Origin of the sequence: Oceanobacillus sp. M65, from assembly GCF_052246275.1 — a bacterium.
Taxonomy (GTDB): domain Bacteria; phylum Bacillota; class Bacilli; order Bacillales; family Amphibacillaceae; genus Oceanobacillus_B; species Oceanobacillus_B jordanicus.
Window position 1 is genome coordinate 228,264 of record NZ_JBQQCJ010000004.1, and the last position, 16,293, is coordinate 244,556.

Annotated in this window: 21 protein-coding genes and 1 other annotated feature; of the genes, 19 read left to right on the forward strand and 2 right to left on the reverse strand. The window is 39.2% G+C overall.

Annotated elements, in window-relative coordinates:
* The first annotated feature begins 71 nt into the window (after window positions 1–71).
* The 3 genes from ACTWPF_RS16210 to ACTWPF_RS16220 all read left to right on the forward strand — a co-directional run bounded on the left by ACTWPF_RS16210 (window position 72) and on the right by ACTWPF_RS16220 (window position 3,631).
* Window positions 72–533 carry a GNAT family N-acetyltransferase gene (locus ACTWPF_RS16210; RefSeq protein ID WP_443149810.1) on the forward strand — a complete coding sequence of 154 codons (462 nt, stop codon included), beginning with the start codon at window positions 72–74 and terminating at the stop codon, window positions 531–533.
* A 45-nt stretch (window positions 534–578) separates the two neighbouring features.
* Window positions 579–790, forward strand: a binding site (T-box leader).
* A gap of 40 nt (window positions 791–830) precedes the next feature.
* Entirely contained in the window at window positions 831–2,522 is a 1,692-nt protein-coding gene (argS, locus tag ACTWPF_RS16215) for an arginine--tRNA ligase (RefSeq protein ID WP_443149811.1), read from the forward strand.
* A gap of 23 nt (window positions 2,523–2,545) precedes the next feature.
* Window positions 2,546–3,631, forward strand: a complete 1,086-nt coding sequence (locus ACTWPF_RS16220) for a metallophosphoesterase (RefSeq protein WP_443149812.1) — start codon at window positions 2,546–2,548, stop codon at window positions 3,629–3,631.
* 36 nt (window positions 3,632–3,667) lie between these two features.
* Here ACTWPF_RS16220 and ACTWPF_RS16225 read toward each other — a convergent pair whose 3' ends face one another.
* Window positions 3,668–3,847: an aspartyl-phosphate phosphatase Spo0E family protein gene (locus tag ACTWPF_RS16225; RefSeq protein ID WP_106895906.1), complete on the reverse strand. Its 180-nt coding sequence runs from the start codon at window positions 3,845–3,847 to the stop codon at window positions 3,668–3,670.
* 167 nt (window positions 3,848–4,014) lie between these two features.
* On the opposite strand from ACTWPF_RS16225, the gene ACTWPF_RS16230 reads away from it, so the two are divergent.
* Window positions 4,015–4,341 (forward strand): hypothetical protein, encoded by a 327-nt coding sequence (locus tag ACTWPF_RS16230; protein ID WP_443149813.1) that lies wholly within the window; start codon window positions 4,015–4,017, stop codon window positions 4,339–4,341.
* 48 nt (window positions 4,342–4,389) lie between these two features.
* Entirely contained in the window at window positions 4,390–4,917 is a 528-nt protein-coding gene (locus ACTWPF_RS16235; RefSeq protein ID WP_443149814.1) for a hypothetical protein, read from the forward strand.
* A gap of 73 nt (window positions 4,918–4,990) precedes the next feature.
* On the opposite strand, the gene ACTWPF_RS16240 is transcribed toward ACTWPF_RS16235, so the two are convergent.
* A complete protein-coding gene (locus tag ACTWPF_RS16240; protein ID WP_443149815.1) occupies window positions 4,991–5,968 on the reverse strand; it encodes an NAD(P)H-quinone oxidoreductase in 978 nt (325 codons plus the stop codon).
* A 321-nt stretch (window positions 5,969–6,289) separates the two neighbouring features.
* Here ACTWPF_RS16240 and ACTWPF_RS16245 point away from each other — a divergent pair, with 321 nt between their 5' ends.
* The 14 genes from ACTWPF_RS16245 (at window position 6,290) to ACTWPF_RS16310 (ending at window position 16,255) form a co-directional block, all read left to right on the forward strand.
* Window positions 6,290–7,126, forward strand: a complete 837-nt coding sequence (locus ACTWPF_RS16245; protein ID WP_443149816.1) for a class I SAM-dependent methyltransferase — start codon at window positions 6,290–6,292, stop codon at window positions 7,124–7,126.
* 258 nt (window positions 7,127–7,384) lie between these two features.
* A complete protein-coding gene (locus tag ACTWPF_RS16250) occupies window positions 7,385–7,843 on the forward strand; it encodes a DinB family protein (RefSeq protein ID WP_443149817.1) in 459 nt (152 codons plus the stop codon).
* 12 nt (window positions 7,844–7,855) lie between these two features.
* On the forward strand, window positions 7,856–8,584 hold the full coding sequence (locus tag ACTWPF_RS16255) for a class I SAM-dependent DNA methyltransferase (RefSeq protein ID WP_443149818.1): 729 nt from the start codon (window positions 7,856–7,858) through the stop codon (window positions 8,582–8,584).
* Between the two features lie 20 nt (window positions 8,585–8,604).
* Window positions 8,605–9,636: a S66 family peptidase gene (locus ACTWPF_RS16260; RefSeq protein WP_443149819.1), complete on the forward strand. Its 1,032-nt coding sequence runs from the start codon at window positions 8,605–8,607 to the stop codon at window positions 9,634–9,636.
* Window positions 9,637–9,666: 30 nt separating this feature from the next.
* Window positions 9,667–10,350 (forward strand): hypothetical protein, encoded by a 684-nt coding sequence (locus ACTWPF_RS16265; protein ID WP_106895913.1) that lies wholly within the window; start codon window positions 9,667–9,669, stop codon window positions 10,348–10,350.
* On the forward strand, window positions 10,347–11,105 hold the full coding sequence (locus ACTWPF_RS16270) for a hypothetical protein (protein WP_443149820.1): 759 nt from the start codon (window positions 10,347–10,349) through the stop codon (window positions 11,103–11,105). Before ACTWPF_RS16265 ends, ACTWPF_RS16270 begins: the two co-directional genes overlap by 4 nt.
* Window positions 11,106–11,233: 128 nt before the next feature.
* Window positions 11,234–11,650, forward strand: coding sequence for a thiol-disulfide oxidoreductase DCC family protein (locus tag ACTWPF_RS16275; protein ID WP_443149821.1), 417 nt, complete (start codon window positions 11,234–11,236; stop codon window positions 11,648–11,650).
* A gap of 408 nt (window positions 11,651–12,058) precedes the next feature.
* Window positions 12,059–12,484 carry a hypothetical protein gene (locus ACTWPF_RS16280; RefSeq protein WP_161465130.1) on the forward strand — a complete coding sequence of 142 codons (426 nt, stop codon included), beginning with the start codon at window positions 12,059–12,061 and terminating at the stop codon, window positions 12,482–12,484.
* Window positions 12,485–12,499: 15 nt separating this feature from the next.
* Window positions 12,500–13,285, forward strand: a complete 786-nt coding sequence (locus ACTWPF_RS16285; protein WP_161465131.1) for a hypothetical protein — start codon at window positions 12,500–12,502, stop codon at window positions 13,283–13,285.
* Window positions 13,286–13,347: 62 nt separating this feature from the next.
* On the forward strand, window positions 13,348–13,803 hold the full coding sequence (locus ACTWPF_RS16290; protein ID WP_443149822.1) for a hypothetical protein: 456 nt from the start codon (window positions 13,348–13,350) through the stop codon (window positions 13,801–13,803).
* Between the two features lie 102 nt (window positions 13,804–13,905).
* Window positions 13,906–14,439: a signal peptidase I gene (locus tag ACTWPF_RS16295; protein ID WP_443149823.1), complete on the forward strand. Its 534-nt coding sequence runs from the start codon at window positions 13,906–13,908 to the stop codon at window positions 14,437–14,439.
* Window positions 14,440–14,473: 34 nt separating this feature from the next.
* Entirely contained in the window at window positions 14,474–15,382 is a 909-nt protein-coding gene (locus tag ACTWPF_RS16300; protein WP_106895924.1) for a hypothetical protein, read from the forward strand.
* A gap of 245 nt (window positions 15,383–15,627) precedes the next feature.
* A complete protein-coding gene (locus ACTWPF_RS16305) occupies window positions 15,628–15,906 on the forward strand; it encodes a GNAT family N-acetyltransferase (protein ID WP_443149824.1) in 279 nt (92 codons plus the stop codon).
* A gap of 118 nt (window positions 15,907–16,024) precedes the next feature.
* Complete coding sequence (locus ACTWPF_RS16310) at window positions 16,025–16,255, forward strand: excisionase family DNA-binding protein (protein WP_036577402.1); 231 nt, start codon at window positions 16,025–16,027, stop codon at window positions 16,253–16,255.
* Window positions 16,256–16,293: the final 38 nt, after the last annotated feature.

The following is a 16,293-nucleotide window of genomic DNA, read 5'->3' on the forward strand; positions in this document are numbered from 1 at the left end:
GATTACAAATCGGTATTATGCAGAGAGTAGATAGCCGTCGTATGATGAAAGTAAAATAGGTGGGGATGAGAATGAATACTACTATTCGTTTTCGAATAGCTATGGAAGAGGATGTTAGTGAGATTGTGCAAATGCTTGCAGATGATGAGCTTGGGAATAAGCGAGAGCGTTATGAACAGCCACTTCCTACATGCTACTTGGAGGCTTTTCAGGCAATTGATCAGGATCATAACAATGAATTAGTTGTCGCGGTAAAAAGTGAAAAAGTTATCGGGGTTCTCCAGCTAACCTATATCCCGTATTTAACCTATAAAGGTGGGTGGAGAGCATTAATTGAGAGTGTTAGAGTACATTCAAGGGCACGTGGGAGCGGAATTGGGGAGCAGCTAATGACGTGGGCTATCCAACGGGCAAAGGAAAAAGGATGTCATGTGGTGCAGCTAACTACAGATAAACAACGGCCAGACGCACTTCGATTTTATAAAAAGTTAGGCTTTATCGATTCTCATGAAGGCATGAAATATCATTTATAGAGTTGACATGGAGCGTGATTTCAGCTATGATTACAAAAATTATAAGTGAATTCTGTGAAGAAGAGAGTAATTATCATAGATTCTTAAGCGAGTTAGGATTTGGTGTGAGCCTAACAGAACAGTGATAATGAAGCGGACTTCTGAGAAGCAGCCTGAACGAGTGCTAGTAGGGTGTGCCGGTTGATGAACGTTAATCATTTCAAGCTTGGTTCAATTTGAACAAAAAGAGTGGTACCGCGGGTAATCTCGTCTCTATATAGAGGCGGGATTTTTTTATATTGAAAAGGAGATGATGGGGTGAAGGGTAAACAGCTATTTGCTAAGAAAATTGCAGAAGAAACGATAGGGGTATTAACAGAGGATGAAGTTTTAGAGAAAATTGAGTTCCCAAAATATCAGGAACAAGGAGATCTTGCTTTCCCGTGTTTTGAACTGGCAAAGGTATACAAGAAGAATCCAGCTTCTATTGCAACGGAATTAGCAACTAAAACAAAAAGTTCTTATTTTAGTAAAGTAGTCTCTGAAGGACCCTATGTAAATTGTTTTTTAAATAAGAAACACGTTAGTAAGGAAGTATTAGTGGAGATTCAAACGAAAAAAGAAGCATATGGGTCACTGTCTATAGGGCAAGGAAAAAAGGTAACAATAGACTTCTCTTCTCCCAATATTGCAAAGCCTTTTTCAATGGGCCACCTACGCTCCACAGTGATAGGAAACGCTTATGCCAATATATTAGAAAAATGCGGTTACAAGGCAATACGTATTAATCATTTAGGGGATTGGGGTACACAGTTTGGAAAACTCATTTCTGGTTATTATCGTTGGGGGAATGAGCAGGTTGTACGCCAAGATCCTATTAAGGAACTATTAAAGCTTTATGTTCGTTTTCATGAGGAAGCGGAAGTGGACTCAAGGCTGGAAGAGGAAGGACGTCTCTGGTTTCTTAAACTCGAACAAGGGGATAAAAAAGCGTTGGAATTATGGCAGTGGTTTCGAGAAGTCTCCTTGGAAGAATTTAAAGGCATTTATAAGCTTTTAAACGTAACCTTTGATTCATACAATGGGGAAGCTTTTTACAATGATAAAATGGAGGAAACGATTCAGTTACTAAAGGGAGAGAGGTTGCTTTCTACTTCTCAGGGTGCAGAAGTTGTTACCTTGGAGGAGCATAATTTACCTCCTTGTCTAATTCGCAAGTCGGATGGGGCAACACTCTATGCGACAAGAGATTTGACTGCGGCCATCTACCGACATAAAAAGTACCAGTTTGCCAAATCAGTCTATGTTGTTGGACAGGAGCAAAGTCTCCATTTTCAGCAAGTTTTTTTGGTATTAAAAAAGCTAGGATTTAATTGGGCAAGTCAGCTAGAGCATCTTCCTTTCGGGTTTATTTTGCAAAACGGTAAAAAGATGTCAACAAGAAAGGGAAAGGTCGTCCTCTTAGAGAATGTATTAAGGGAAGCGATTGCGATGGCAGAGAAAAGCATCGAAGAAAAGAATCCTACTTTGCAAAACAAATCTAAAGTCGCTCACGATGTTGGAATTGGGGCAATCATTTTTCAAGACTTAAAAACAGATCCCCAGCATTCTGTTGAATTTTCCCTTAAGGACATGCTGCGATTTGAAGGTGCGACCGGTCCATATGTGCAGTATACACATGCAAGAGCCTGTTCCATTCTACGAAAATCGAATCGTTATAAGGGTAGTGAAAGCATTGACGGTTTGTCAGATGGCCTTAGTTGGTCTGTAGTGAAAAAGCTGATGGATTTTCCAACCAAAGTTCAAGAAAGCTATGAACAGGCAAACCCTTCTGAGATTGCAACTTACCTTCTCTCGTTATGCCGAGAATTTAATAAATACTATGCGCACTGCAAAATTCTACAAGAGGATAACAAATTAGCAAGTCGATTGGCCTTGGTCGAATGTGCTGCCATTGTCATAAAAGAGGGACTAAGCCTGCTTGGAATGCAAGCTCCAAGCGAAATGTAAAACGACAAGAAAGGTGATTAACTATGCTTGAGATAGAGAAATTACAGTTAGAACCAGGTAAAAGAGTTATCATTGTCTCTGATATTCATGCAAGCAAGGAATTATTTATAAGACTGCTAGATAAAGTAGTCTACACGTCAGAGGATTATCTATTCATTAATGGCGACCTTTGTGAAAAAGGTCCAAATAGCTTGGAGGTTGTACGTTATGCCATGGAATTAGAACAGTCTTCAAACCGTGTCTTTATCACAAAAGGTAATTGCGACATTCTCTTTCAATATGTACTGGATGAGAATGAAGGAGTATGGAACTATATCAAAAATCAACCCAATTCTATTCTTCATGACATGCTTCATCTTAAACAAAAGAAGCTAGATGACTTTTCAAGCTTAAAGGAACTGGGTGATTTTTACAGAGAGCATTTTTCTAACGAGATGGAATGGCTAATAAGCAGGCCACTGGCTTATGAAACAGATGCATTTATCCTTGTACATGCTGGAATTGAGAACAGGCCTGACTGGGAAAATACAAGTGAACAGTCAGCGCTTGCTATGCCCTCCTTTTACGAGCAAGGTCACGAGGCAGAAAAGCCGGTTATTGTCGGCCACTGGCCCGCGGTAAATTATACCGCGGATAAAATCAGTTCCAATAATCCAATCATAGATACAGAAAAAAAGATAATTACCATGGATGGTGGGAATCAAATAAAATCAGATGGCCAGCTGAACGCGGTCCTCTATGAGAATGGGCATTTTTCCTATACATTTGTAGATGAAATATATAAGCGAGCCACCGTTCGGCAAGAACATAAGGATCTTACAGAACGTATTGGCACGGTCACCTATCCCAATTATGAATTTACGTTGCTAAAAGATGATACGTTTTTTACATTCTGTGAGAATAAGAGCCTAGGAGTAAAACAATGGGTGAAAAATGAATATCTTATTCATTCTGGAAGAACAACACGTAGCAAAGGTGATGTGAGTACAACCTTCTTATCTGTACACGAAGGTGACGTGATTTCTATTATAAATGCTGACTGCACTGGCTATGTATTAATAAAAAACAAACAAGGTGAAGTTGGCTGGATTCCGGAATCCTGTTTATAAGCAGAACAAAGAGTTCTGGTGATCTATCTGAGTTCTTTACCCAGTTAGTGAAAGGGAAGTTTTTAACTGCTTGTTTAACAAGACGTCAAGCTGCTGGCTACACAGAACGGTACGTCGATCGGTCATGCCATAACGTTTAGCACATTCGAGCATTTCCTTTTGTTTTACGATGATTGCTTGGTTTAGTTTTGCTTCGGCTGGTTTAATAACTTTCATAACTAAAAAGCTCCTTTTCTTCATATATGAAAATATTTTGGGACATTCGTCATAAATGCACAAAAGTAAGTATGCAAAACTTTGCTTGGTAATGCAATAGTTTCTACAAAACAAGCTAAAACAGCATAAAATGTGACAAAATTCGATTGAGGTAAAAGGGGGAAAGCATGTCAGTAGAAGTTAAAGAATTTACGATAGATGACTTAAAAGATATTCTAGAATGGTTAAGACAAGATAACGATGGCGGAGAAGTTTTGGATTTATTGGCTGCTTCAAATCATCTATATGCTTACACAGCACGGGAAAAAAACGTGATGACTGGAATCCTTGTTTCCTGGCAAAACCAATTTCATCCCTACTGTACATATATGAAAATTATAAATAAGAGAAACACAGATCACGAGGCAATTGGAAGATCCCTTCTGAATAAATTAATTCAAGATGAAGTGACATTTCCTATCCAGACATCACTATGGCACTCTTCTACCAAGTAGAGAACTACTTATGAAAAGCATGGGTTTAAAGAAGTAAGAAGAACATATATGCCGTGTTTAGATGTTGAGAAAATAAGTGGAAATTCGGTTATAGAACTAGACAATACCACTATTCTTCCACTCACAGAAGTACAAGTGAATGATACTTTGCGACATGAATTAATAAGCTTGGTGAAAAGTAATTACGAGCGGACACATTTTATTAATCCTGTGGCAAATCTTGATTTCAAGTCGTGGGAGAAGCTAGTGTTTGCGGAAGATTTAATTCAAAATGGAAGCTATTTAGCTATAGATAAAGGGACTCAGAAATTGTTGGCCTATACCTTCCTACATCATTCAACAGAATTGGATAGAGTGGAACTTGGTTGGTGTGGTTCCCGTGATCTTGAGGGGATAAAAGAGCTCGAAAGTCTAGTTTTATGCCAATTAATTTTTGCAAAAAAAGCTGGTTTTCGGTTTGTGGATGGGGAGTTTGATACAACAGATCCATTTGCCATGGAAATAATGAGGAGTTTCCCATTCAAAGCGTCAGAAGCATGGATTACCTTCCAATTGAAAGAAGCACCAACGACCTAAAGCAGGTTGCTGGTGCTTCTTATATGAATATAAGTGCGCCTCTTTGCTAGGAGAAACGCCTCCCTTGGAGCACTTATTCCATTGCTACAATGATCTTCCCAATATTTTTATTTGCTTCCATATGGCGATGTGCCTCGGAAGTCTCTTCCATAGGGAATACACGATCCACGATTGCTTTTAGTTTACCTTGCTTAAACAGTGGCAAGGCGTTTTTTGCAAAATCATTCGTAAGTTCTTGTTTATACTCATCACTTCTTGGGGTGAGAAGTGTGCCTTTAAGATGGACACGCTTGCCCATAAGGGACATGAGGTCAATCTCATCTACTTTACTTCCACCAAGCATGCCAATTAAGACCCAACGCCCATCTACAGCGATGCTTTTCAAGTTCTTTTCCCAGTAGGAGGCACCGATAAAGTCTAGAATAACGTCAGCACCAACACCATTTGTTTCTTTTAAAACTTCTTCAGCAAAATCTTGTTCTTTATAATTAATCCCAATATCTGCTCCAAGTGATCGACAGTAATCTAATTTTTCCCTGGAACCAGCAGTGGTAATGATTTTAGCATTGGTTAACTGGCTGGCCAACTGAATAGCAGCAGTTCCTACACCACTTCCGCCTGCATGAATTAATACGGTCTCTTTATCGGAAAGTTCACCAAGCCAAAATAAGGTTTGGAATGCGGTAAGAAACACTTCGGGTATAGCGGCAGCTTCTTCATAACTGAGACTATCCGGGATAACCATTGCCCGATCAGTTGGCATCACTGCATATTCTGCATAGCCCCCACCATTAACAAGCCCCATTACCCTGGTACCGAGTGGGACAGTTGCTTCCTCTCCACCATCTACGACTTCTCCCGCTACTTCAACCCCGAGAATAGGGTTTTTCATATAGCCAGATTTTCCTTCACGTGAAATAATATCTGTACGGTTGATAGCTGCTGCTTTTACTTTTATGAGAAGTTCCCCTTTTCCGGGGGAAGGTTTGCTAACCTCTTCTACTTGAAGCTGTTCTGCACCACCAGGTTGATTAACGACAACTGCTTTCATGACGAACGCTCCTTTAAATCATTATTTTGTAGCACTTACCCCGGTGAAACCGTCCGTAAGATCCCACTTACATGAAGTGATACAATAGTTTTGAGTGGGAGTAAACGGACGCTAACACACCGATTCGTTTAACTAACAATCAGTGGGGAAAGAACGAAAACCCCCAATGATTGAAGTTTCACTTTATACTACGCCAAAAAGAAATTGCCGGCAAACGATTTGAACTAACATCTTTGAGACATTTCTCATTAAATAAGTGTTCCCATTTTTCATAATAAAGGATAAGCTTATGAATAATATCTATGAAAAAGGGGGAGTTAGATGAGAGAGTCTATCGTTTCGAAAATAGCAGCATGTATGGCAGTTAAAGGGGAAATTCAAACGGATCAAACAGAACATCGCGTAAAGCTAGCGGAGTCATGGGGGATCGAAGCAGGGAGTAAGATTCTAGAAATAGGGTGCGGACAAGGTGATACGACAGCAGTACTGGCATATTTCACAGGGGAAAAGGGACATGTCCATGCAATTGATATCGCAGGTCCTGACTATGGAAGTCCTGTGACACTTGGAGAGTCAAGAGAATATTTACTGGCATCTTCATTGGGTAAGCAGATGGATATCCAGTTTCAAGTTGATGTTTTAGCTGACAATGTAACCTTTCCAGAAAAGCATTTTGACTATATCGTATTTTCGCATGCTTCATGGTATTTACGTTCGGCTGATGAACTTTCTGCGATATTGAAGAAATCCAGGAGTTGGGGGAAAAAATTATGTTTTGCTGAATGGGATCCTGCCATCCAACATGTTGAACAACAGTCTCATATATTAGCGGTTCTTCTGCAAGCGCAATACGAGGCATTTAAAGAGAGCAGTGAATCAAACATTCGAAGCCTTTTTACTGTGGAAGACATCAAAGATATTATAGAAGGCACAGGTTGGAATGTGGTGAAAGAGGAATCGATTTATTCACCAAAGCTTAAGGATGGAGAATGGGAAGTAGACATTGCACTAGAATTTGCTGAAGATGAATTGAAACAGTTACCAGAAATTCCAGGGAAACTGAAAAAATTAATTCAATCCGAAATACGTATATTGCAGAGAAATAAAAGCATGTACCCAATTCGCCCGTTATCTACTATTGCGCTAACCGCAGAATAATAATATTAAAGAGAATAGCTGTCAGCTGGTTTCTTTTTTTACATAATTTTAGCTAGGGAGCAATTACGATGCAGTTTTATTTTAATGTTCCGAGTATAAGAAAAATGTATACATTCGATAAAAGACGAGCGAATGTATTTTTTTCTAATAAATTCACATGTAAAGGTTTTGCCTTTTTTGCTACAATTATAATAATTGTATGAATTGTTTGTTCTTATATAAGTAATCGCTTTAATGAATTAAGGAGGGGGAGATAGTTTGCAACAGTTATTTAAGTATAATTGGCAGGTCCGCGATGAATGGTTCGATTGGTGTGACCAATTACCTGACAGTGAATTAAACAAGAAAAGGACTGGTGGTACAGGAAGCATTTTGCTTACACTCTTCCACATTATCGATGTCGAGTACAGTTGGATACGTGCTATTGAAGGAAAAGAAGACGTGACGTTTTCCTTTGAAGAATATCAAAGCATAAACAAATTAAAGAAGCTCTCAGATACCTTGAGACTTGAATTGGAATCATTTCTAGATAGGTTAGAAGAAATAAACTTGGAGGAAAAGGTAAAGGCATCATGGCAGGAGGATGAATACATAGCAGAAGATGTTATGAACCATGTTCTCGTACATGAGATCCATCATATTGGGCAGCTATCCGTGTGGGCAAGGGAGTTAAATAAGAAACCAGTATCAGCTAATTTGATTGGGAGAGAGTTATAAGGGGGAGAGTAGTTGGGATATAAGGGATCGGCTGTATACGATAATGAAGAGTTTAATAGAAATTACATTGCTAGACGGAATCGCAAAGAGAGTCCGAACAACATAATGGAGTACCCCGCATTGATGCGGTATATAGGTGACGTGAAAGGTAGTGAAATTCTTGATCTAGGCTGTGGAGACGGCTTGTTTGGGCTAGATCTTTTAGAAGCCGGCTGCAAAGGCTATGAGGCGGTAGATGGTTCAGACAAAATGGTGGAAGCTGCTAGAGAGAACCTTTCAAATCAATCTACTTCTATTCATCATGCGCCATTAGAAAACTGGAACTTTCCGACAAACCGCTATGACTTGATTACATCTCGACTTGTTTTTCATTATATAGAAGACCTTTCTGGCATTTTTGAGAGAGTCTATCAGGCATTACATACAGATGGTAGGTTTATTTTTAGTGTCCAGCATCCAGTGCTTACCGCATCAAAACACGGAGCTTTGGAGGGGAAAAGAACGAGCTGGAATGTAGACCATTACTTTGATTTAGAAGGAAGAGTGGAAAATTGGATTGATAAAGAGGTAGTGAAATACCATCGAACAATAGAAGAATATTTTGGCCTGTTAACGGAAGTGGGTTTTCAAATAAAGAACCTAAGTGAATGTCCTCCTGAGCGGGAGAATTTTAAAACAGAAGAAGAGTTTGAAAGAAGAAAGAGAATTCCTCTGTTCCTTCTGTTTTCTTGTGAAAAATAATATTGGAAGGGTGTTGAACTATGCTGAGAAAACCGAAAAAACTGCAACCTGGTGACAAGGTTGCTACCGTAAGTCCTTCATGGGGAGGAGCAGGCGACCCTGAAATAAGGTGGCGTTATGAACAAGGTGTAAAGCGTCTAGAAGAAGTCTTTGGTCTACAGGTGGTGGCAATGCCGCATAGCTTAAAAGGGACGGACTATATCGATTCCCATCCGGAAGCAAGAGCGCAAGATTTAATGGAGGCATTTCAGGACAAAAGCATAAAAGCAATTATCGCTAACATCGGTGGTAGTGATAGCATACGAATGCTTCCCTATATTGATTTTGACATCATACGCCACAATCCGAAGATTTTTATGGGCTATTCCGATGTAACAATCTCCCATTTGCTTTGTCACAAGGCAGGGCTTTCTTCCTTTTATGGGCCTGCGATTTTAACAGACTTTGCTGAAAATGTAGAGATGGATGCTTATACAGTCGATCATATAAAACGAACATTGTTTCAAGATAGCGCTGTAGGTGAAATATTACCAGCGGATGAGTGGACTAGCGAATTTTTAGAGTGGGATATTGCAAATAAGAATCAGAAAAGAAAAAAGCAGAAAAACAAAGGGTTTGAGTTGCTACAAGGGGAAGGAACTGTAACAGGTCGATTAATAGGCGGCTGTATCGAAGTTCTTGAATTTGCAAAAGGAACGAAGATTTGGCCAGAGGAAGCTTATTGGGAGGATGCTATCCTGTTCTTTGAAACTTCAGAAGACAAACCAGCCCCACAGTCGCTCATCTTTTGGTTACGAAACTATGCTGCTCAAGGAATCTTAGAAAAAGCCAAAGGGATCATCTTTGGTAAACCACAGGATGAGATGCATTATGAGGCATATAAAGAATCAATTCGCCTAGTCCTTAAGGAAAATGGGCTGGAAAAAATGCCAGTACTTTATAATCTAAATTTTGGGCATACAGAGCCAAAAATGGTGTTGCCTTATGGAGTGAAGGCAGAGATAAATTGTCATCAAGGAACATTTTCGATTGTAGAAAATGCTGTTGTATAAGGGAAACTGTTAGACAAAGGATTGTTTGAAATGGAAAATATAAAAATAGTTGAACTCATCATGACGATTTTGGGGATTGGTTGCATTCTTTTAATGGTATATTACCTTTATAAAAGAAGGGAAAAAGGGAACCCGAAGCCGTGGCTGATCCTAATCATTACTTCTATTGGTCTTCTCAATATCCAATATGAAATCGCCTCCTACTCGGTCCCTGTTATCCCAATAGGCGTTATGATAATATATTTCGAATTTCTAATAAAAAGGCGCAATTGGCATTGGTACCGTAAATATGCTTGGACCGGCTTTTTGGGAAGCTATATTTTGTTTGCTACAACACTGCTAAGCCAGCCAATCCAAGCCTTTTTTTATCCAAATGAACCAGAAACTTATTTAGCCAATATCCACCAGCCAGAATTAATTACCACCAACTTCATCAGTGCGGAAGGGAAGACTTTACATAAAGAAATACTAAACGATGCACTCTCTAATCTCGAACAACAAAAGCTAAGAAATGAGAAATGGATAGACAGTCTATATGACGAAGAAGAACGTTTCCCCTATCTTATAACTGGCATTGATCCAAAATGGGGCATTGGAATCGACACCATGGTATTTATAGAGGATGATGGCAAGGGTTGGCTCATTTCAACGCCAGAAGCGCATTATTATTATCGCTCTCCAACTTCTATCTTAAAGGAGGAGAGTAACGAATGAAAAAGATGATCCCTCTAGCAATATTGATTGTTTTAGCAGCTACAGGAACACTCCTTTATTACTTTTATCCGTCTTCTCCAGAAGAATTTTATACGACAGATGAAGCAAAAGAGCTAATAAATGAGGTGTACCCTGAAGCGAAAGTGGATGTAGTGCAGGAAATAATAAAAGTGACAGAATCTCATGCTTTTGTACCGTTTATCTCAGAAGATAACTATATGGGCGCAAGCTTTTGGGGATGGAAAAACCATAAATGGAAGCTGACTATTGTAGAGAATAGCTTGTTACCAAAAATTTGGAGAATAGATAAAGAAGATCCAGAAGAAGCGTATATAGTATGGAATATCCATCCAGCTATGGAAACAGATAAATTAGGCATCTATATGCATCGACCACGACATTACTATGAAATGAATGAGGTAGAGCATTATGAGCCCCAATTTCAGTTTGAGGAGATTTATTCTTTAAAAGAACACACTTACGGGGCAAAGCAAATCCCAGAAGACTGGACAATTACTCTAAAAAACTATTATCGGCTAGAAGAGGTAGATTATTTGCAAGAATTCATCACTGGTAATGCGCTTATGAGGATAGGCTGGTACCCCTTAAACGAGGCCGAAGAAGAGACGTTACCAGAAGGAGGATATTATCAAAAGAATGGCGTTTATGATCATGATGAAAAATACCAGGCGTTACAGTACTTACCGATGCTATCTGAACAGGAATTGGAAAGGGATCTTGGTGAGAAAGAGTAGAGGAAGATGAGGAAGTGATATATCCCCAATTTTGACTACTTATGATTCTATCATTTCTAGAACTTGTTTTATAGACATGATACAGGGAAAATAAATGCTAGAAGAGTCTCCATGAGGATGGTGAGAGGATGCAAAGGCTTATCTTGTTTGACGGGGTATGTAACTTTTGTGATAGAAGTGTACAATTTGTAATGAAAAGAGACCCAGAAGCTAAGTTTACATTTGCATCGTTGCAGAGTGGGGCTGGTGAACGAGTGAAGGAATATTACAAGATTGATCCTTCACTAGATAGTATGATTCTAGTTGAGGATGGTACTTATTATACCAAGTCTACTGCCGCATTAAAAATATGTAAAAACTTGAAAGGATTATGGAAGGTATTTTCTGTATTGCTTGTTATACCAAAGCCGATACGAGATTTCTTTTATAATATTGTGGCCAGGAACCGATATAAGTGGTTTGGCAAAAGGGAAAGCTGTAGACTGCCTTCACCTGAGGAAAGGTCAAGGTTTTTGGAAGAGCGTAAAGAGGTAAATCTACCGTAATTATAAATAGCATAATCAAGTAAAACGATGCCCAATATAGTTTAGGGCATCGTTTTTTTGTCTAGCTCGGGGTTAAATTGAAACTAATTCAAGGGACAACTTCTCTCCTGTTTCTTCCTATCTAATCAAATTCTGACAACCCATTACAATCTCCTTGCAATAATTGTCTAACGAATCTTTGCATAAAATAATCGTGGGTGAAAAGTAGAGTAAACAAGAGAAATGTAGAGTTATTTAACTATAAATGAGATAGAACACTAGATTTACTAGATTGCATTCAATACTTTTATGTTCTATACTACGATTTAAATGTTCTTGATATAGAACAAAGGAACTCGAAGACCCATACGATTCTTAAAAGGGGGGAGATCTATTCATGTATTTGCTTAAAGGAAAGGTTGTATTGGAATGAAGCGGTTGGGCGTGATTCTATTAATGCTTCTAGTTCTATTGCATGCAGGGACTGTGTTTGCTGAAAAGCACGCATCACAAAACAGCTGGTGGGATGCTTCACGGCAAATTGATACGTATATCGAGTCTATTGCGATCGCAAGGGAAGTTGTGAAAAAAACGGTAGATACAGCGTTGTTGGAAAATGCGGAACAACTGCAAACACATGGTGTAACGGTTACCAAAAATGCTAAGAAAGAAATCATCAAACAAAAAGAAGCCTATTTAACACAACTAGAAGAATCAAAAAAAACGTTGTTGGAATCTGACATGTTTCAAAGCTTTCATGACGAAAAGAAAGCTGAGCTAGATGAATCCTTAGAAGCGGAAACAAAAGCCATTATAAAATCAATTCTTATGGAATCCAAAAATGAAACCAAATAGAAAAGGGGTATTTGAATGAAAGTATTACGTACAGTAAAAGGGAAAATTGCAGTTGGTGTACTTACAGTAGGAGTGATTTCCGGTACAGGAGCGGCATTAGCAGGTACAGACGCAGGTGCTAATTTGAAGAGTTGGTATGATGGTTTGTTTAACGAAACAGCGGCTGAAATTGAAGCCGATGTAACAGCATATGGAGAAGGGAAATTGCCAGGGCTTACTGCAGAATACAATGGCTTAAAAGCTGATGCTAGTGGGGACATTGATGGAAAGAGAGCAAACGAAACCGAAAGTGCTGAAGCGGCCATTACCCAAGTGAAAAATAGCCATATCGAATCACTTGAGGGTACAAAAGCTGAGATTTTAGAAGGCATGGGTGTCCAGTTTTATAATCTCTTCCTGGAAGGGTATTTCGAGATTGAGAGATTAGGAGAAGAAGGAGTCAATTATGCAACAAATGACCTGACAGCCTTCACTGGTACAGAAGGAGAAGAAGCACTTGGACAATTAACCGATGATTTGACTGCAGCGAAAGACTCTGCAGTTTCAGAATTGGAAGAAGCAATTCGACAAGCTCGAGAGGAAGTTGAGGCTGAGGTCGATAACGAGCAAGAAATAAACACGAGGAACCTTAAAAACCAAATTAATTTTAAAATAAATGATGTAAGAGAAGTTGTAGAAGAATTACTTGAAGATCTGGTAGAAGAACAAAAGGCAATCATCACTGCCGCAGCTCAGACTCTAGAAGATGAAGCAAAAACTGCTTTAGATGATGTTGTTTCTTCTATGTCAAGCAAAGAATAAAAGGATGGCAACGTCTGTGCATTGGCATAGGCGTTGCCCTCTATTAAAGGAGTGACCAAATAGTGGAAGATAGTAGATTGGTCAAGCACCAACAGACACAACGACGGAAAAAAAGACGGTTTTTAGTTGGCGCTCTTATTCTCTTTATCATCTTAGGTAGTGGGATAAATGTAGTGTTTGCTGATGAGGGTGTAAAAGGAATGCTGGCAGGATGGTTTGATCAAAAGAAATCGGATGCTATTAGTGAGATTGAAGAGGCACTTGCAGACGAACAGATGAAGCAAACTAAGCGGTTAAAAGAAGAGCTAAAAATAGAATTACAAGGAACATCAGAAAAGCTGCAGGAATTTACTGCCGAGGAAAAAGAGCAACGCGTAAAGGCTTTGCAGGATTATGCGGATGAACTGTTAATTACCTTGGAAGAAAGCGAGAAAGAAGAAGTACAAGCGATGTTAGAATCCATTTTTCTTGAAGCAAAAAAGGAGATGGAGCAAGTAAGTAAGGGACAGGGGAAATAATTGCTGGCTTTGCTTATAGAGTGGAGAACGAAAAGGGATTTGTAACGATTAACAGCAGAGGAAGTACCATCTTGCTACATAGGAGAGAAGGAGGGCTATGACTTGAAAAAGGTACTGAAAGGCTTGGGGAACATAGGCATTGTTTTCTTAGTTGTTTTTATTCTTCTACTTGGTTATTCATTGATCCAAACGGTAAAGCAACCGGGTAGCAATGCCAACGTACTTGGTTACCAGCTAATGAATGTCCTTTCTGACAGTATGGACCCAATTTTTCATGCGGGAGATATGGTGGTGCTATCTGATGATGTTGATAGCGTGAAAGTTGGAGATATCATTACGTTTGAGCAAGAGGGTGGGACCTTGGTCACACACCGTATAATCAGTGAGCAAATGACGGCACAAGGGACAGTATATGAAACGAAAGGTGATGCTAACAATGTGACAGATGAGGGTTTTGTAAAGGGAGAAGATATTTACGGAACCTATTCCTTTCATATTCCAATGGCAGGATCTGTTGCAATGTTTCTAAAGTCGCCTAATGGCTGGGTGGTGCTAGGAGCGATTCTTCTACTATACGTAACAATCGTTTTGATGAGAAAGCTATATGTTCAGCGAAGAGAGCAAAGTACGAATTAAATATTTTTTTCATGAAACCTAAGGGGGAGAAAGAATGAGGAAGAAATTAACACTTGGTTTAATTGCTTTATCTTTTGTATTGATGGCCGTTATTGGGACAGTAGCTTATTTTACAATCGGTTTCTCAAGTGAAGACAATATTGCAAAGGCTGCTGACTTTGATGTCGAAGCAGTTAATAAAGAAGGCAAGGTAATTGGTAATGCAGAGTTTGATCTTGACGAAGACCTAGTACCTGGCATGGAGAAAAAAGAAGTATATGCATTTGCAGTTAACAAAAATAACACAACAGTACCAGTAGAGTATCAAGTTAACCTTGGATTGTCGGGTGACTTATTTCCTGATAATGGACAATCTCCAATAAACCTGGAGTTCGAACGTTTAAAAGGCGGAGTCTGGGAGCAAGTGGAGTTGGAAAATACCTTCCATCCTGAACAGGATTCTGAACAGTTTAGAGTTATGGTAGATTGGCCACACGGTGAGAATGACATTGCTTATCAAGGGAAAACAGGAAGTATTCATTTAGAAGTAGTCGCAACACAAGTAGATGAAGAGGAAGCGGAAGAAGAAGGACCACCATACATCACTGGCGAGGTTGCTTTTAAAGCAACACCAAATGGTTCAACGAGAGTAACAGAAGGAAAGGAACTAAACTTCTATACAAAGGATGACGGCTACAAATTTATTGAATTAGCGGTTGGCGATGGCGACGGTGAATTCGAGAAAAAGGTTGGAAATATTACGGTACGTGAATACGAAGCAGGTGGCATAACGTGGTTCCAAGTTTATACAGACCATGAATACTATGCCAGTGAATCCCAAATGTGGCGGGTAAGAGATAGCTATCTTGACTTTTCGGAGGAAGGAAAAGTTATATTTCCTAAACTTAACGGTCCACATCTAACGATTGAATCAGACGCACTTTATAACTGGTTTACAAAATAAGCAAGAACGTACAGGTGATAAAACATCTGTACGTTTTTTACATAGAACATTTTCCATTGAACATACTTTTAAAGAACAGTAGGCTTTCAACTTAAAAGGTCATACTTAGACAGTAAGTACTTATCATCTTTTTCCGGCTGTATACAAGCTATGCAAACAAGTATTACGTACACTACACATACGGCTTGGTTTGACGAAAACAATTTAAAGGAAAAGACTTTAAAAAGGATAAGGAGCATATAAAAATGACTACAATAAAAGAAGGTTCACAATCATTTTACGTTGGCGGGAGTGAAACAAATCCCGATGCTGAAATTGGCTATACCTTTTCAGAGAACGGTGACATTGTCATTGATCATACTGTAGTATCTGAATCGCTACAAGGCCAAGGACTTGCCGGGAAGCTTGTCGAACGGGTCGTAGAGCAAGCCAGACAGGATGGAAGAAGAATCGTTCCCCAATGCTCTTATGCCAAAAAGAAATTAGAGGAAACCTCAGACTATCAAGATGTGCTGAAACAGTAATACAAACACCCTCCAAACATGCTTCATGCTGGAGGGTGTTTGTACATGTGCATTGCTCTTCTGTTATACTAGTATAGTTCAAATAATCACATGATGTATAAGTAAAGAGGGGAAATAGATGTATCTTAACATTGAGGAAACAGCAGAATTCTTATCAATGGATGAGTCAAAAGTAAAAGCACTGGTATTGAACGGGCGAATTCGTTCTCTTCATGATGGAAAACAGTACCTCATCAATAAAGAACAGTTCAACACACACTTTGAGCAGGTGGAGAAATACCGTAAGCTTATCCAGGACTACCTCAATGAACCAATTCCAGAAGATATTGATGTGCATGATGAGGATTAAACCTATATGTTTTAAAGAGAGCAATGCCTCTCTTATTA

Excerpts from the sequence above, each read along its gene's own strand:
- ACTWPF_RS16210 (WP_443149810.1), top strand. The coding sequence starts at position 72 with ATGAATACTACTATTCGTTTTCGAATAGCTATGGAAGAGGATGTTAGT.
- ACTWPF_RS16220 (WP_443149812.1), top strand. The coding sequence starts at position 2,546 with ATGCTTGAGATAGAGAAATTACAGTTAGAACCAGGTAAAAGAGTTATC.
- ACTWPF_RS16225 (WP_106895906.1), bottom strand. The coding sequence starts at position 3,847 with ATGAAAGTTATTAAACCAGCCGAAGCAAAACTAAACCAAGCAATCATC.
- ACTWPF_RS16230 (WP_443149813.1), top strand. The coding sequence starts at position 4,015 with ATGTCAGTAGAAGTTAAAGAATTTACGATAGATGACTTAAAAGATATT.
- ACTWPF_RS16235 (WP_443149814.1), top strand. The coding sequence starts at position 4,390 with ATGCCGTGTTTAGATGTTGAGAAAATAAGTGGAAATTCGGTTATAGAA.
- ACTWPF_RS16240 (WP_443149815.1), bottom strand. The coding sequence starts at position 5,968 with ATGAAAGCAGTTGTCGTTAATCAACCTGGTGGTGCAGAACAGCTTCAA.
- ACTWPF_RS16245 (WP_443149816.1), top strand. The coding sequence starts at position 6,290 with ATGAGAGAGTCTATCGTTTCGAAAATAGCAGCATGTATGGCAGTTAAA.
- ACTWPF_RS16260 (WP_443149819.1), top strand. The coding sequence starts at position 8,605 with ATGCTGAGAAAACCGAAAAAACTGCAACCTGGTGACAAGGTTGCTACC.
- ACTWPF_RS16265 (WP_106895913.1), top strand. The coding sequence starts at position 9,667 with ATGGAAAATATAAAAATAGTTGAACTCATCATGACGATTTTGGGGATT.
- ACTWPF_RS16270 (WP_443149820.1), top strand. The coding sequence starts at position 10,347 with ATGAAAAAGATGATCCCTCTAGCAATATTGATTGTTTTAGCAGCTACA.
- ACTWPF_RS16275 (WP_443149821.1), top strand. The coding sequence starts at position 11,234 with ATGCAAAGGCTTATCTTGTTTGACGGGGTATGTAACTTTTGTGATAGA.
- ACTWPF_RS16280 (WP_161465130.1), top strand. The coding sequence starts at position 12,059 with ATGAAGCGGTTGGGCGTGATTCTATTAATGCTTCTAGTTCTATTGCAT.
- ACTWPF_RS16285 (WP_161465131.1), top strand. The coding sequence starts at position 12,500 with ATGAAAGTATTACGTACAGTAAAAGGGAAAATTGCAGTTGGTGTACTT.
- ACTWPF_RS16300 (WP_106895924.1), top strand. The coding sequence starts at position 14,474 with ATGAGGAAGAAATTAACACTTGGTTTAATTGCTTTATCTTTTGTATTG.
- ACTWPF_RS16305 (WP_443149824.1), top strand. The coding sequence starts at position 15,628 with ATGACTACAATAAAAGAAGGTTCACAATCATTTTACGTTGGCGGGAGT.
- ACTWPF_RS16310 (WP_036577402.1), top strand. The coding sequence starts at position 16,025 with ATGTATCTTAACATTGAGGAAACAGCAGAATTCTTATCAATGGATGAG.